Below are 14,121 nucleotides of genomic sequence, written 5' to 3' on the forward strand. Positions count from 1 at the left end.
GGCGTCAAGAGACGACGGCGCCGAGGAGACGGAGTCGTTATCTCGGGGGCGCCGGGGCTCAGGCGTCGCGGAAGGGGGTGGTGTCGAGCGTGGGGTACGGCGCCGGGAGCGGGAGGGGCTCACCGAGGCTCACCTTGGTGTCGGTGGCGTAGTACGCCTCGGTGGGGTCGTCGCCGGGGGGATCGGGTCCGTGTAGCAGTGGGCCGACTTGGAGTGGCGGTCGATGAGGACGTGGACGGGGATGCCGGCGGCGGCGTAGGTGCGGAACTTGGGGCCGGTGTCGGTCTCGTGGTCGGTGGAGGTGACTTCGCCGACCAGGGCGAGCAGGTCCGCGGGGTACCAGCCGGGGTGTGCGGCGTTGTGGGACTCGTCCGTGGGGCCGGGCTTGTGGCGCAGTGCGTACAGGTCCGGGATGAGCAGGGCCGCCGTGCCGCCGGTGCCGTCGGTGAATCGGTAGCCGTTGCCCGTGCCGACGTGCGGGGTCTGGCGGGATCGCAGCTGGAGGAGCAGGCTCAGGACGGCTTCGTTGTGCCCGTTGCCAGGCGGGGACTACGGTACGAGGGCCCGGCCCTCGATGAACTCGGGGCGTACGGGCATGGGCGAGACGGCTTCGTACGCCGCGAGGAGCCGGACGGGCTCCATGCGGTCCATCGGGTCCGGCTCGGGAGGTCGGTCGGTGGGCATGGGCAGAACGATGGGGCACCCCGTGCGCGCCACGCGCCGGGATGCCCCACCTGTTCACTCGAACGAGTGTGCTGAACCGTTCCGTTACTTGGCCGGCGGTGCCGCTCGTCCCGGTGTGATGGGCGCCGTCGCCGCCACGCGGGGGGAGTCCGCGTCGGCGTACACCGAGGGGGCCGCCACCGCCGCCGTCGGGTCGGGGGTGTCCGCCGCGTCCTCCTCCGCGGTCGCACCGCCCACGATCCGGATGCTCGCCCGGTCGAACGCCCGCTTGATCCGCCAGCGCAGCTCCCGCTCGACCGTCAGGGACTTGCCCGGCATGGTCCTGGCGGAGACGCGGACGACCATGGAGTCGATCAGGACCGAGTCCAGGCCGAGCACCTCGACCGGGCCCCACAGCAGCTCGTTCCAGGGCTCTTCCTTGCTCATGTGCTCGGCGACGTCGTCCAGCGTGGCCTTCACGTGGTCCAGGTCCTCGCTGGCCCGCACCGTCACGTCGACCCCGGCCGTGGCCCAGCCCTGGGAGAGGTTGCCGATCCGCTTGACCTCGCCGTTGCGGACGTACCAGATCTCGCCGTCCGCACCGCGCAGCTTGGTCACGCGCAGCCCGACCTCGATCACCTCGCCGGTGGCCACGCCCGCGTCGATCACGTCGCCGACGCCGTACTGGTCCTCGAGGATCATGAACACGCCGGAGAGGAAGTCGGTGACCAGGTTCCGCGCGCCGAAACCGATCGCCACGCCGGCCACACCGGCCGACGCCAGCAGCGGCGCCAGGTTGATCCGGAAGGTGCCCAGCACCATCAGCGCGGCCGTGCCGAGGATCAGGAAGCTCGCCACCGACCGCAGCACCGACCCGATCGCCGCCGCCCGCTGCCGCCGCCGCTCGGCGTTGACCAGCAGACCGCCGAGCGCCGAGCCCTCGCCGGACTGCGCCGCGCGGCCCATCCGGTCGATCAGCTTGGTGATCGCCCGCCGCACCACCGCGCGCAGCGCCACCGCCACGACCACGATCAGCAGGATCTGCAGGCCCATCGCGAGCCACGTCGACCAGTTCTGCTCGACCCAGCTCGCCGCGTTCGTCGCGCTCTGCTGTGCGTCCTGGAGCGAGGGGACGGCCGGTTCCGTCGAGCCGGAGGGTGAGGGGGTCGGCGACGCTCCGGCGGCCGGCAGGACGGCGGGCAAGGACGACACGGCAGGTACCTCCAGGTGCTGCGCGGTCCGGCCGGTGGGCGGTCAAGGTCTTCAAGGTCACGGAAAGGTCACCGGACGGACAGGGCCACCACACTAACGGGGCATTGTGTGTGCCCCGTGCGAATCCGCCAAGGAGGCGTACGGGAGAGACAGGGTTCACCCCGGCGTGAACAGGCGGGGACCCGGCCGGCTTGAACCGGGCGTGATCCGGGGGATGAATGGGGTGTGGTCGAAAACACTCCCAGCCCGTTACCGGGACATGGTGGCGCTTCCACCAGGCCTGAGGGGAGACTGACTGCAGATCGTCCCGGCGCGAGCCACGCGCCGCCGACGCCCAAGGAGGCACCCGTGCCGCATGTCCTGGTCCTCAACGCGTCGTACGAGCCGCTCGGCGTCGTACCGCTCCGCCGCGCGCTCGTCCTCGTCCTGGAGAACAAGGCCGTCTCCCTCGAGGAATCCGGCGCCTATATGCACAGCGCATCCGTCACCGTCCCCGCACCCAGCGTGGTCCGGCTCAAGCGATTCGTCCGGGTTCCCTATCGGGGACCCGTTCCGCTCACCCGCCGAGCGCTCTTCGCGCGCGACGGAGGCCGGTGCATGTACTGCGGTGGCGTCGCAACCAGCGTCGACCACGTCATCCCGCGCAGCCGCGGGGGCAAGCACGTCTGGGACAACGTGGTGGCCTCCTGCCGCCGCTGCAACCACGTGAAGGCCGACCGCCATCTCGTCGAACTCGGCTGGCGGCTGCGGCACAAGCCGGCTCCGCCCACCGGCCTGGCCTGGCGCATCATCGGCACCGGTCACAGGGACCCGCGCTGGCTGCCCTACTTGCAGCCATACGGCGCGGACGATGCCCTGGCCCGGATCGACGGCATATCTGCCTGACGAGATCCGGGCCTTCGCACACCCGCCGGCCGCCGCCGCGCGGCCACACCCGCCCATCGGCTCCGGGAGCCCCCCGCGCCCCCGGAGCCGGCCGGCTCACGCGTACCGCAGCCGGGCCGGGTCCGCCGAGCGGCGCAGCAGGGGCAGCGAGCCGGCCGCCGCCAGCAGGCAGCAGCCGTACACGGCGAGAGGAACCAGAAGCGCGGCGTACGGCACGGTGTGCGGGCCGCCGTCGACCAGTGAGCCGTACCCGGCGCCGATCGCCATGCCCGCCGCGCCCGCCGGCACCAGCGCGGGGGCCAGCGGCAGGGCCGTCTCCAGCAGCAGCGCCCGGCCGAGCACCGCCCGCGGCACCCCGGCGGCGACCTGTGCGGCCAGGCCGCTGCGGCGGTTCGCCACCGACTCGGCGGTGCCGACGGCGAGTCCGGACAGTGTGATCAGGAGGGCGACGAGGAGCGCGGCGCCCGTCAGGCCGATGCCCGTCGTGTAGAAGGCCGTGTCCGTGGCGAGCGAGTGGTCCCGGCTCGCCTCGCGCAGCTCGGCCAGAAGCGCCTGCCGGACCCCGACGAAGGCCGTACCGGCCAGTGTCACCAGCAGCACCGCCGCGTGGGTGCGGGCCGCCGCCCAGGGGTCGTCGCGCAGCCGCTCCGCAGCGATCAGCGTCGCCGCCCCGCGGGCCCGGCCCGCCAGCAGCCGCCCCACCGCCCCGGCCGCGCCCCCGGCCAGCCAGACCGTGCCCGCCCCGACCGCCAGGACCAGGGCGAACACCGTCAACGGCACCCGCCCGCGGTCGGTGCCGGAGGTGCTCGCCACGGACCACAGCCCGAGCAGCAGCACCAGCAGCACCCCGGCCGTGAACAGCAGCCCCGGCCCGCGCCCGCCGGCCGGGCGCACCCGGCGCACCCGGCCGAGCGGCGAGGCCACCACCCGGCGCAGCGCCAGCGCGCCCGCCGTCGCCCCGAGCAGCGGCACCCCCAGCAAGACCAGTGCGAAGCCGGTCCACGTCCATCCGGTCGGAGCGCTCCACACGCCCAGCACGACGGGAACCGCGACGGCGCCGGCGAGCAGAGAGCCGAGCAGACAGGCCGGTCCGGTCTCCAGCGCGGCGATCCTGCGCACCTGCGCAGGGGTGGCCCCCGCCAGCCGCAGCCCGGCCAGCCTGCGGTCACGGTGCACGGCGCCGATCCGCGCGCACTGGCCCAGGAACCCGAGCACCGGCAGCAGCAGGAGCAGCAGGCCGGCGATCACTCCGGAGCGCTCGCCGGGGTCGTCCAGCAGGCCGTGGCCGAAGGGCACCCGGTAGTGCCCGTGCAGCGAGGCCAGGGCGACGGCGGCGAGCGCCGGCCCGGCGGCCGACGCCGCCCCGGCCGCGGTCAGCCCGAGCCGCCACCACTCCGGCCGCCCGGCTCCCCGCAGCAACCGCCAGGCCAGCCGCGCATCGCCCGCCAGACCGGCACGCACCCGCCCCGGACCACCGGCGCGCGCCCCCTCCCGCGCGCCGCCGGCGCGTGGCTGCCCCGTCATGCCGTCACCGCCTCCTCTCACAGCGCCACCCCCGCCGGCGCCACGGCGCCGTCGTGCAGCCGGGTCTCGCGGTCCGCGTAGGCCGCTACCTGGGCGTCGTGCGTGATCAGGAGCACCGCCGTGCCCGCTGTGCGGGCGCTGTGGACGAGGGCCGTCATCACCTGTTCGGTGGCGAGGGAGTCCAGCGCGCCCGTCGGCTCGTCGGCGAAGACCACGCTGGGGCCGGTCACCAGCGCGCGGGCCAGGGCGACCCGCTGCGTCTGGCCGCCGCTCATCTCGCCGGGCCGCAGCGCCTGCTGTGCGCGCACCCCGAACCGCTCCAGCCACTCACCGGCCCGCTGCTGGGCCTCGGCGCGGCCGGCTCCCGCCAGCATCAGCGGCAGCGCCACGTTGTCCGCGGCCGTCAGCTCCGGGATCAGCTGCCCGAACTGGAAGACCACGCCGAAGTCGGTACGGCGCAGCTCGCTCAGCCGCTTCTCCGGGAGCCGGTCCAGCCGCTGCCCGGCATAGTCCACCGTGCCCGCGTCCGGCCGGACGATACCGGCCAGACAGTGCAGCAGCGTGGACTTGCCGCTGCCGCTGGGCCCCGTCACGGCAAGGATCTCGCCGGCGTGCAGGTCGACGCAGGCACCGCGCAGCGCCTGTGTCCTGCCGTGGGTCTTGACGAGGTCCCGGCCCGTGAGAACCGGGGCCGAGATGCCCTGTTCGCTCATGCTGCGATGCCCCCCTGGTCGGTCATGCTCCGTCGACCTCCGCGGTCAGAGTGGTCAGCCGGGCCGCCGTGGTGTTCATCCAGCGGAGGTCGGCGTCGAGGTGGTTGATGGCGTAGTCGGCCGACAGCACGGTCGCCAGATCGGCGTCGCGGTCGGTCTTGACGGCCGTGAGCTGCCGCATCCGCTCCATGTGCGCGGCGCGCTGGGCCCGCAGATAGGCGGCCGGATCACCGCCCGCCAGGATCGACACGACGACCTTGGCGAAGATCTCGTTCGTCACGAAGGGCGCGGGCGGCGCGATCTCGGCCGCCCAGCGGGCGAGTTCACCCGCCCCGGCGTCCGTCGAGCGGTAGAGCGTCCGCTCCGGACCGCCGTCCGCGTCGGTGCCCTCCACCTCCGCGAGCCCGTCCCGGACCAGGCGCTGCAGGGTCGTGTAGACCTGCCCGTAGGCCAGCGGACGAGCCTGCGGGAAGCGTTCGTCGTGGCGTCGCTTCAGGTCGTAGCCGTGGCTCGGCCCTGCCGCGAGCAGCCCCAGAAGGATGTGGCGGGTGCTCATGCCGATCATTATGCACTGGATACATGTACTGAGTGAATAGTGATCAGTGCCATGACCGCACACCCCGGCCGTCCCCTGTTCGACCGGTTGGCGAGAGTGGTCGCGCCGTCTCGGGGTAGGCCTGCCGTAATCCGTTCAAAGCGACAGCAGCCGACCTGCCACCGACTAGGAGACCACCGTGGCCGCACTGGCTCACCTCTCGTTCCCGGCCCAGGCGAAACCCGTGGCGGAGCCCTCCGCCGCCCCCTACGACGCTCCCGCCTGCGGATTCAGCGCGGAGAGCGCCTGCGCGCAGGCCCCGCTCACCAGTGAGCCGCCGCTGCCCGACGCCGAGCCCCTGACCAGTGAGCCGCCGCTCGCCGACGCCACCCCGGCGACCAGCGAGTCGGACGCGTACGCCACGCCCTCGTACGAGGCCGACGACTTCCCCGCGCCGGCGTACGCGCCCGGCGTCCACGGCACGGGGGCGTAGATGACCGCGGCGTCCGAGGACGTGGAGGACTTCGGGGACCTGGGGGACTTCGAGGACGAGGACCTCGCCCGGCTCGCCGGGCTGCACGGCGTCGCCACCTCCTACAGCCCCGCCCCGGACCGTACGGTCGCCGTCCCCGCCTCCGCCGTGGCCGCCGCTCTGGCCGCCCTCGGCGTCGACGTGGCCGGGCCCGCCGCCGTACGCGCATCCCTCGCCGCACGGGAACGCGAACTGCGCGAGCGCCTGCTGCCGCCGACGCTCGTGCACTGGGCCGGCGACCCGCACGGCCCCGCCGCGCTCGCCGCGCTGCCGCCCGGCACCCGCCTGAGCGTCGAGACCGAGGAGGGGGAGGAGCGGGACACCGCCGCGGATCTGCCGCTCGGCGTCCACCGGGTCACCGCGGTCGCACCCGACGGGCGCACCGGCCACACCCACCTCGTCGTCGCCCCCGACCGGCTGCCCGCCCCGCCCGGACGCTCCCACGGCCTCCTCGTCCAGCTGTACTCCCTGCTCTCCCGCCGCTCCTGGGGCATGGGCGACCTCGGCGACCTCGCCGAGCTGGCCGGCTGGGCGGGCCGTACCGCCGGCGCCGGATTCGTCCAGGTCAACCCGCTGCATGCGGCCGTACCCGGCGAGCCCACCGACCCCTCCCCGTACCGGCCGTCGTCCCGCCGCTTCCCCGACCCCGTCCATCTGCGGATCGAGGACATCCCCGAGTACGCGTACGTCACCGACCGCGATCGGCTCGCCCCCCTGCTGGAGCGGGCCGAACGGCTGCGCGCCGCCGTCCTCGACAAGGGCGCCCTCATCGACCGCGACGCGGTGTGGGAGCTGAAGCGGGAGGCGCTGGAGATGGTCCTCGACGTCCCCCTCGGCCCCGGCCGGCAGGCCGCCTACGACGACTTCCGCGCCGCCCACGGCCAGGCCCTCGACGACCACGCCACCTGGTACGCCCTCGCCGAGATCCACGGCTCCGACTGGCGCCGCTGGCCCGAGGACCTGCGCGACCCCCGTTCGGACGCCACCGCGCGGGCCCGCGCCGAACTCGCCGACCGCGTCGCCTTCCACGCCCGTCTCGCCTGGCTCACCGACGGCCAGCTCCGCGCCGCCCAGCGCGTCGCGCTGGAGGCCGGGATGCCGGTCGGGATCGTGCACGACCTCGCCGTCGGCGTGCACCCCGACGGCGCCGACGCCTGGGCGCAGGCGGACGTCTTCGCCGCCGGCATGTCCGTCGGCGCCCCGCCCGACGCCTTCAACGCCCGCGGCCAGGACTGGGGCCTGCCGCCCTGGCGCCCCGACCGCCTCGCCGCCACCGGGTACGCCCCCTACCGCGACCTGCTGCGCGCCCTGTTCCGCTACGCCGGAGCCCTGCGCATCGACCACGTGATGGGCCTGTTCCGGCTCTGGTGGGTCCCGCGGGGCAGCGCGCCCACCGAAGGCACCTACGTCCGCTACGACGCCGACGCCATGCTCGCGGTCCTCGCCCTGGAGGCCACCCGCGCCGGGGCCGTCGTCATCGGTGAGGACCTCGGCACCGTCGAACCCGGCGTGCGCGAGACCCTCCAGCGGCGCGGCGTGCTCGGCACCTCGGTGCTGTGGTTCGAACGCGACTGGGACGGCGACGGCCGCCCGCTGCCGCCCGACCGCTGGCGCGCCGACTGCCTGGCCACCGTCACCACCCACGACCTGCCGCCCAGCGCCGCCCGGCTCACCGGCGACCACGTCGAGCTGCGCGACCGCCTCGGCCTGCTCACCCGCCCGGCGGCCGAGGCACGCGCCGAGGCGGACGCCGACACCGCCGAGTGGCTCGCCCTGCTCGGCAGCCTGGGCCTGCTGGACCTGGCCGCGGCCGGACCGCCCGGCACCGACGAGGAGGAGGAGATCCGCGCCCTCCACCGCTTCCTGCTGCGCACCCCGGCCCGGCTGATCGGCGTCTGGCTCCCGGACGGCGTCGGCGACCGCCGCCCGCAGAACCTGCCGGGAACCTGGGACCAGTACCCGAACTGGCGGCTGCCCATCGCCGACCGCGAGGGCCGGCCCGTCCCGCTGGAGGAGCTGACGGCGTCACCCGGACTGAGGGCGCTGCTCGCCGTGTTCACGCAGGCCGGCGACGGATCGGGCGCCGGTACGGGACCCCGGGCGCGCGGCGTTCGGGGTGGTTCGCTAATTTGAGACCCGTGGACAAGAAGAACGCCCTGCGCGCCGGCGCCCTGGCCGCCGGTACGACGCTGATGATGCTGCTCATGTCGTCCCCCGCGCTCGCGCTGACCCGCGACGACGGCGACGACCCCGGCCCCGGCCTGAGCGTCATCCAGACGCTGGGCCTCTACGTGCTGATCCCGCTCGCGCTGTTCGCCGTCATCGCCGGCCTGGTCATGGCGACGGACAAGTCGCACAAGAAGAAGGACGTCACCTCGTCCAACATCAGCGTGAAGTCCGGCTCCGACGCCGCCAAGGCCTGACCGGACACTAGTTCTTCCGCCGGGGGCGCCCGCCCTCCCGCGGTACGCGCGCGACGCCGTACCCGGGACAGGCCGGCGCCCTCGGCGCGTTCGCGTGCCGTCCGTCTCAACCGGGGTGCACGGGTGTCAGCCTCGCGGCAGGAGGCGGCACAGGGCCGCGGTGGCGAGGAGGAGCGCCGCGACGGCGAGCAGTCCGACGCGCATGCCCGGCAGGGAGAAACCGCCGCCGGGGCCGGAGAGCAGACCGCCGAAGAGAGCGACGGCGAGCGCGCCGCCCGTCTGGCGGAACGAGTTCAGCAGCCCCGACGCGGTCCCCGCGCGCTCCCGCGGTACGGCGTCCATCAGCAGCGCGGTCAGCGCGGGCACCGCGAGCGCCCCGCCGACGCTCAGCGGCAGCAGCAGGACCAGCACCAGCCACACCGGCGTGTGCGCGGCCAGCGGCAGCAGGGCCAGCATCGCCAGGACGAAGACCAGCTGCCCGGCGACGATCACCGGCCGCCGCCCGATCCGCTCCGCCAGCCGCGGCGAGACCAGGTTGGTCGCCGTCACCACCGCCGACATCGGCACGAACATCAGCCCGGCCGCGATCCCGGGCATCCCGCGCAGCTGCTGGTAGTACAGCCCGAGGACGAAGATCCCGCCGTAGAAGGCGGCGTTGACGGCGAACCCGACAGCGAGCGGGACGGCCACCTCGCGCTTGGTGAGCATCTCCAGCGGGACCATGGGCCGGCGGTGCCGGGACTCCACCGCGCGGAAGGCGTACCCCGAGGCGACGGCGAGCACGGCGGACCCCAGCACGGGCGGGCTGGTCCAGCCCAGGTGGCCGCCCTCGATCACCGCGAAGGCCAGCCCCGCGAGGGCCAGTACGGCGGTGATCTGGCCGCCGCCGTCCAGCGCGGCGGGCCGCCGCGGGGAGCGCGGCACGCGGACCAGCAGGCCGAGGATCACCGCGCCCACCGGGAGGTTGAGCAGGAACACGGCCCGCCAGCCGGCCGAGTCCGTGAGCAGCCCGCCCAGCACGGGACCCGCGGCCATCGCCACCGAGCCGCCCACCGTCCACAGCGCGATCGCCCGGGCACGCGCCCGCGCGTCCTCGTACGCCTGCCGGATCAGCGCCAGCGAGGCCGGCATCACGATCGCGGCCGCGCCGCCCTGCGCCACCCGCGCGGTGACCAGTACGCCGATGCCGGGCGCGAGCGCGCAGCCGAGGGAGGCCAGGGTGAACAGGGCGACGCCCCAGGCGTACGCGCGGCGGGCGCCGGCGCGGTCGGCGAGGGCGCCGGCGGAGAGCATCAGCGCGGCGAACATCAGCGTGTAGGCGTCCACCACCCACTGCAAGCCGGCCATCCCGCCGCTGAAGGAGTTCCGGATCGCGGGCAGGGCGATGTTCACGGCCGAGACGTCGACGGTGATCACGGTGAACCCGAGCAGCGACGCGACCAGCGAGACGCCGCTCCCGCGCGGGGCGGCGGCACCGGCGGGTGGCGCGGCCGGCCGGGCCCGGACCCGCCGTCGTCGCCGGACCGTGTGCTCCGTCGGCGCGGGGGCGGGTCCGTGGGCGGAGGCGGTGGACCGGGGCGGGGTGATCGGCATGGTGAATCCCTTGAGAGACGCCGTGACGGCGAGCGCGGTCGGTGGTGGTCGCGGCGGCAGCCGGCCGGGGCCGCGGTCCGGTGTCGTGCACCCCCTGGGCCCCGGCGGCCGGGCCGCCCGCTCTCAACTCTGGGCCGCCGTAAGGCCGTCCGGCAGACCGCGCTGTGCCGGGGGTGCCGCGTTCCTGGCCCTGACGCGGCCCCCCACGCCCCCGCCCCGCCTGTCACAATGGCGGGATGGGGACCGCAGGGGACGCACGGGGCACCGAACTGGGCCGCTACCTGAAGGCCCGCAGGGCCCAGGTCCGCCCGGAGGACGTCGGTCTGCCGGCCGGTGCGGGCGTGCGCCGCACTCCCGGACTGCGCCGGGAGGAGCTGGCCGCGCTGGCCGGGGTGAGCGTCGACTACTACATCCGCCTGGAGCGCGGCCGGGAGACCAACCCGTCCCCCGCCGTCGTGGACGCCCTCGGCCGCGCCCTGCGGCTGCGCGGCGACGCGTACGAACGCCTGCACGAACTCGCCGAGCTGGCTTCCGGCCGGGTCTCGGAGCTGCCCGCCTGCTCCGACCACACCGTCCGCGACTCCGTGCTGCGCATGCTGGAGTCAGTGCGCCCGCTGCCCGCCTATGTGGTCAGCCGGCACAACCGCGTCCTGGCCGCGAACCCGCCCGGCCGGCGGCTGCTGCCCGGCCTCTGGGACTGGCCCGAGGAGCAGCGCAACCTGACCCGCTACCTCTTCCTCCACCCGGTCGGCCGGACGCTCTACGAGCCGTGGGAGGAGACCGTCGCCCACTCGGTCGCGCATCTGCGGGCGGTCGCCGGGGCCGACCCGGACGATCCCGAACTGACCGCGCTCGTCGGCGAACTCGTCCTGAAGTCACCGGAGTTCGCGCGGCTGTGGGAACGGTACGACGTGTGCGAGCGCGGCGGCGGACAGAAGTGCTTCCGGCATCCGGCGGCCGGCCCCATGACCCTGACCTACGAGGTCATGCGACTCGCCCGTACCGGCGGCCAGCGGATGGTGGTCTACCAGGCGGCACCCGGCACCCCCGACGAGCGGGCCATGCTCCGCCTGGAGAGCGCGGACGCGCGCCGGGAGCCGGCGGAGCCGCTGGGCGTCTGACCGGTCCGGCGGGCAGACGCGGTCCCCGTCGGCCGGCGGGCGCGTCCGCCCTGTGCCGCGGCGCCGCTCAGGGGTGCGGCGCGGTCAGGTACCGCTGCACGGCCGTCCCGAGCCACGCCAGCAGCTCCGGACGGGTCAGCTCCCGCGCCGGCGGCAGCCGCAGCACACAGCGGGTCAGGGCCAGCCCGAGCAGCTGCGTGGCGCACAACGCGGCACGAGTGGGGACCTGCTCCGGGTCCGGGCACACCTGACGGGCCACCGGCAGCAGCTGGTCCCGGAAGATGCCCTGCATCCGCTCGGCCCCGGCCTGGTTGGTGGCGCCCGCGTCCCGGACGTGGCTTTGTCCGGCGGCCGGTTCGTGCTGATCGCCCCGGAGCCGTACGAGGCGGGCCCCGGGCGCGCGGACCGGCTGACCGTGGCGCACTGGGCGAGCGACCGCCGGACGACCGCGCTGGTCCGCCCCGACGGATACGCGGCCTGGGCCGCCGACGCGGCCGGCGCGGCGGACACCGAGACGGCGCTCACCGCGCACGTCGGAGTCTAGTGCGGCGCGTCCTGGGTTCCCGCGAGCAACTCCCGCAGCAGGCCGGCCAGTTGGCCGGCCTGTTCACCGTCGAGGCGGGACAGGGCCGCCTGCTGCACCGCCAGGCCGGCGCCGACCGCCCGGTCGATGACGTCGAGCCCCTTCTCGGTCAACGTCACCTTCAGGCCCCGGCGGTCGTGCGGGTCGGGGGAGCGGCGCAGCAGGCCGGCCTTCTCCAGCTTGTCCAGCCGGCCGGTCATCCCGCCGGTGGTCAGCATCAGGGTGGCCGACAACTGGCGCGGCGAGAGGGTGTACGGCTCACCCGCCCGGCGCAGGGTGGCGAGCACGTCGAACTCGCCGCGTGAGATGCCGTAGGGCTGGTACGCCTTCTCCATGCGGTCGCCCATGAGGCGGGAGAGGCGGTAGATCCGCCCGAAGACCTCCATGGCCCTGGTGTCGAGGTCGGGCCGCACGGCCGCCCACTGGTCGATGATCGCGTCGACCGGATCCTGTCCTGCGCTCATGCGCCGAGTATCGCCTCCGCGGATATCGACGGCAAGAAAGTGGCTTGCAAACAAGTTGCTTAGCACTAAGCTAATTGGTCGTGAAGCGATCCGTCACCGTGTTCCTCACCGCGCTCGCCCCGGCTTCCTGGGGCACCACCTACGCCGTCACCACCACGTTCCTGCCGCCGGACCGGCCGCTGTTCACGGCGCTGGTGCGCGCCCTGCCCGCCGGGCTGCTCCTGCTGGCGCTGACCCGGGTGCCGCCCAGGGGCGGCTGGTGGTGGCGGTCCGCGGTGCTGGGGGCGCTGAACATCGGGGCCTTCTTCCCGCTGCTGTTCGTCTCGGCGTACCGGCTGCCGGGCGGGATGGCCGCCGTGGTCGGCTCGGTCCAGCCGCTGTTCGTCGTCGGCCTCTCGGCGCTGCTGCTGAGGCACCGCCCGGCACCGCGCACCCTGGTCACCGGTGTCGTCGCCGCGTTCGGCGTCAGTCTCGTCGTGCTGCGGGGGAGCGGAACGCTCGACGCGGTGGGCGTGCTCGCGGCCGTCGCCGCGACCGCCTCCATGGCGGCCGGCACCGTGCTGACCAAGCGGTGGGGCCGCCCGGAGGGCGTCGGCCCGCTGGCACTCACCGGCTGGCAGCTCACCGCGGGCGGCCTGCTCATCGCGCCGGTCGCCTTCCTCGCCGAGGGCGCACCGCCCGCCCTGGACGGCCGCGCCACGGCGGGCTACCTCTATCTCGCCCTGGTCAACACGGCGGTGGCGTACTGGCTCTGGTTCCGCGGCATCGGCCGGCTCACCGCGACCCAGGTCGCCTTCCTCGGCCCGCTCTCCCCGCTGACCGCGGCCGTCACCGGCTGGGCCGCACTCGGACAGGCGCTCACACCGGTGCAGACGGCGGGCATGGCGCTGGCGTTCGCGGCGACGCTGACGGGACAGCTCGGGGCAGGGCCCGGATCGTTCAGGAACGCTGAAAAGACCCGTCGAAAAGATTCGATGGACCTGACCGGTCCGGCGCTGCGACGGTGCCGGTGCTCATGACTCCCCGAGCGAGTCGTGACGGCGACGGCGGTCAGCGTCGGGAGCAGCGCGTCATCGCGTCGGCCCACGGCGCCCTGGCGTCCACTACCTTGGCCGTGGGCTGCGGGCGAAGGGCGGTGGCGGGCCATGGGACGTGCGGCCACGGCGCTGGTGGTGCAGAACACCGCGCACGGAGGGCCCGGGCGGTGGGGTGACTGGCTGGCCGAGGGCGGGGTCCGGCTCGAGGTGGTCCGGGGGGACGCGCAGGCGTTGCCGGCCCGGCTGGAGCATGACGCGCTGATCGTGCTGGGCGGCGCGTACCTGCCGGACGACGACGAGCGGGCGCCGTGGCTGCCGGCGACGCGGGCCCTGATGAGCCGGGCCCTGGACCGGAACACGCCCGTGTTCGGGATCTGCCTCGGGGGACAGATGCTCGCGCAGCTGGCGGGCGGCACGGTGGAAGCGGAGTACGGCGAACCGGAGTTCGGCAGCACCGCGCTGACCCTGCTCCCGGACGCGGCGCAGGACCCGCTCTTCGCGGGGCTGCCCACGCGGCCGACGGCGGTGGAGAACCACGTCGACGCCATCGTCCGGCTGCCCGCCGGGGCGCGGTGGCTGGTCCGCAGTGAGCGGTGTCCCTACCAGGCCTTCCGGGTCGGGGACGCGGCGTGGGGGGTGCAGTTCCACCCCGAGACCGGCCCGGACCGCATCGCGCGCTGGCCCGCAGGCCGGCTGGAGCGCTACGGAGTGGACCGGGCGCGGCTGCACCGCGACGCGCTGCGGGACGATGCGGCTGCCTCCCGGGTGTGGCGGGAGGTCGCCCTGCGCTTCGCGGCACTGGTACGGGGCCACCGCTAGCCGCGAAAACGCCGCGA

General features: G+C 74.9%; 17 protein-coding genes. 8 read left to right on the forward strand and 9 right to left on the reverse strand.

Annotation, left to right across the window (positions count from 1 at the left end):
* Window positions 1-129: 129 nt before the first annotated feature.
* From OG956_RS40250 to OG956_RS23295, 3 genes are all read right to left on the reverse strand, one after another.
* Window positions 130-516, reverse strand: a complete 387-nt coding sequence (locus tag OG956_RS40250) for a Uma2 family endonuclease (protein WP_443065691.1) — start codon at window positions 514-516, stop codon at window positions 130-132.
* A gap of 33 nt (window positions 517-549) precedes the next feature.
* Entirely contained in the window at window positions 550-684 is a 135-nt protein-coding gene (locus tag OG956_RS23290) for a hypothetical protein (RefSeq protein ID WP_330339928.1), read from the reverse strand.
* Between the two features lie 84 nt (window positions 685-768).
* Window positions 769-1,875: a mechanosensitive ion channel family protein gene (locus tag OG956_RS23295; RefSeq protein ID WP_330339929.1), complete on the reverse strand. Its 1,107-nt coding sequence runs from the start codon at window positions 1,873-1,875 to the stop codon at window positions 769-771.
* A 348-nt stretch (window positions 1,876-2,223) separates the two neighbouring features.
* Between OG956_RS23295 and OG956_RS23300 the strand changes: the two genes are divergently transcribed.
* Window positions 2,224-2,760 carry an HNH endonuclease gene (locus OG956_RS23300; protein ID WP_330339930.1) on the forward strand — a complete coding sequence of 179 codons (537 nt, stop codon included), beginning with the start codon at window positions 2,224-2,226 and terminating at the stop codon, window positions 2,758-2,760.
* A gap of 96 nt (window positions 2,761-2,856) precedes the next feature.
* On the opposite strand, the gene OG956_RS23305 is transcribed toward OG956_RS23300, so the two are convergent.
* From OG956_RS23305 to OG956_RS23315, 3 genes are all read right to left on the reverse strand, one after another.
* Window positions 2,857-4,209 carry an ABC transporter permease gene (locus tag OG956_RS23305; RefSeq protein WP_330342926.1) on the reverse strand — a complete coding sequence of 451 codons (1,353 nt, stop codon included), beginning with the start codon at window positions 4,207-4,209 and terminating at the stop codon, window positions 2,857-2,859.
* Window positions 4,210-4,301: 92 nt separating this feature from the next.
* Window positions 4,302-4,997: an ABC transporter ATP-binding protein gene (locus tag OG956_RS23310; protein ID WP_330339931.1), complete on the reverse strand. Its 696-nt coding sequence runs from the start codon at window positions 4,995-4,997 to the stop codon at window positions 4,302-4,304.
* Window positions 4,998-5,019: 22 nt separating this feature from the next.
* Entirely contained in the window at window positions 5,020-5,553 is a 534-nt protein-coding gene (locus OG956_RS23315) for a PadR family transcriptional regulator (protein ID WP_330339932.1), read from the reverse strand.
* A gap of 178 nt (window positions 5,554-5,731) precedes the next feature.
* Between OG956_RS23315 and OG956_RS23320 the strand changes: the two genes are divergently transcribed.
* The 3 genes from OG956_RS23320 to OG956_RS23330 are packed head-to-tail and all read left to right on the forward strand — an operon-like array spanning window position 5,732 to window position 8,487.
* Window positions 5,732-6,025 carry a hypothetical protein gene (locus OG956_RS23320; protein ID WP_330339933.1) on the forward strand — a complete coding sequence of 98 codons (294 nt, stop codon included), beginning with the start codon at window positions 5,732-5,734 and terminating at the stop codon, window positions 6,023-6,025.
* Entirely contained in the window at window positions 6,026-8,197 is a 2,172-nt protein-coding gene (malQ, locus tag OG956_RS23325) for a 4-alpha-glucanotransferase (RefSeq protein ID WP_330339934.1), read from the forward strand.
* Between the two features lie 5 nt (window positions 8,198-8,202).
* Window positions 8,203-8,487, forward strand: a complete 285-nt coding sequence (locus OG956_RS23330; RefSeq protein ID WP_330339935.1) for a hypothetical protein — start codon at window positions 8,203-8,205, stop codon at window positions 8,485-8,487.
* Between the two features lie 126 nt (window positions 8,488-8,613).
* On the opposite strand, the gene OG956_RS23335 is transcribed toward OG956_RS23330, so the two are convergent.
* Window positions 8,614-10,080, reverse strand: coding sequence for an MFS transporter (locus OG956_RS23335; protein ID WP_330339936.1), 1,467 nt, complete (start codon window positions 10,078-10,080; stop codon window positions 8,614-8,616).
* A 236-nt stretch (window positions 10,081-10,316) separates the two neighbouring features.
* Between OG956_RS23335 and OG956_RS23340 the strand changes: the two genes are divergently transcribed.
* Window positions 10,317-11,201, forward strand: a complete 885-nt coding sequence (locus OG956_RS23340; protein ID WP_330339937.1) for a helix-turn-helix domain-containing protein — start codon at window positions 10,317-10,319, stop codon at window positions 11,199-11,201.
* Between the two features lie 67 nt (window positions 11,202-11,268).
* Here the strand turns inward: OG956_RS23340 and OG956_RS23345 are convergent, their stop codons facing one another.
* Window positions 11,269-11,625 carry a TetR/AcrR family transcriptional regulator gene (locus tag OG956_RS23345; RefSeq protein WP_330339938.1) on the reverse strand — a complete coding sequence of 119 codons (357 nt, stop codon included), beginning with the start codon at window positions 11,623-11,625 and terminating at the stop codon, window positions 11,269-11,271.
* Between OG956_RS23345 and OG956_RS23350 the strand changes: the two genes are divergently transcribed.
* Window positions 11,536-11,745, forward strand: a complete 210-nt coding sequence (locus OG956_RS23350) for an aromatic-ring hydroxylase C-terminal domain-containing protein (RefSeq protein WP_443065713.1) — start codon at window positions 11,536-11,538, stop codon at window positions 11,743-11,745. The genes OG956_RS23345 and OG956_RS23350 overlap by 90 nt on opposite strands.
* Here the strand turns inward: OG956_RS23350 and OG956_RS23355 are convergent.
* On the reverse strand, window positions 11,742-12,248 hold the full coding sequence (locus OG956_RS23355) for a MarR family winged helix-turn-helix transcriptional regulator (protein ID WP_330339939.1): 507 nt from the start codon (window positions 12,246-12,248) through the stop codon (window positions 11,742-11,744). The genes OG956_RS23350 and OG956_RS23355 overlap by 4 nt on opposite strands.
* Before the next feature lie 80 nt (window positions 12,249-12,328).
* Between OG956_RS23355 and OG956_RS23360 the strand changes: the two genes are divergently transcribed.
* Both OG956_RS23360 and OG956_RS23365 read left to right on the forward strand, forming a co-directional pair.
* On the forward strand, window positions 12,329-13,267 hold the full coding sequence (locus OG956_RS23360; protein WP_330339940.1) for an EamA family transporter: 939 nt from the start codon (window positions 12,329-12,331) through the stop codon (window positions 13,265-13,267).
* A gap of 126 nt (window positions 13,268-13,393) precedes the next feature.
* Window positions 13,394-14,104, forward strand: coding sequence for a type 1 glutamine amidotransferase (locus tag OG956_RS23365; RefSeq protein WP_330339941.1), 711 nt, complete (start codon window positions 13,394-13,396; stop codon window positions 14,102-14,104).
* Window positions 14,105-14,121 lie beyond the last annotated feature (17 nt).

The organism is Streptomyces sp. NBC_00557 (assembly GCF_036345995.1).
Classification (GTDB): Bacteria; Actinomycetota; Actinomycetes; order Streptomycetales; family Streptomycetaceae; genus Streptomyces.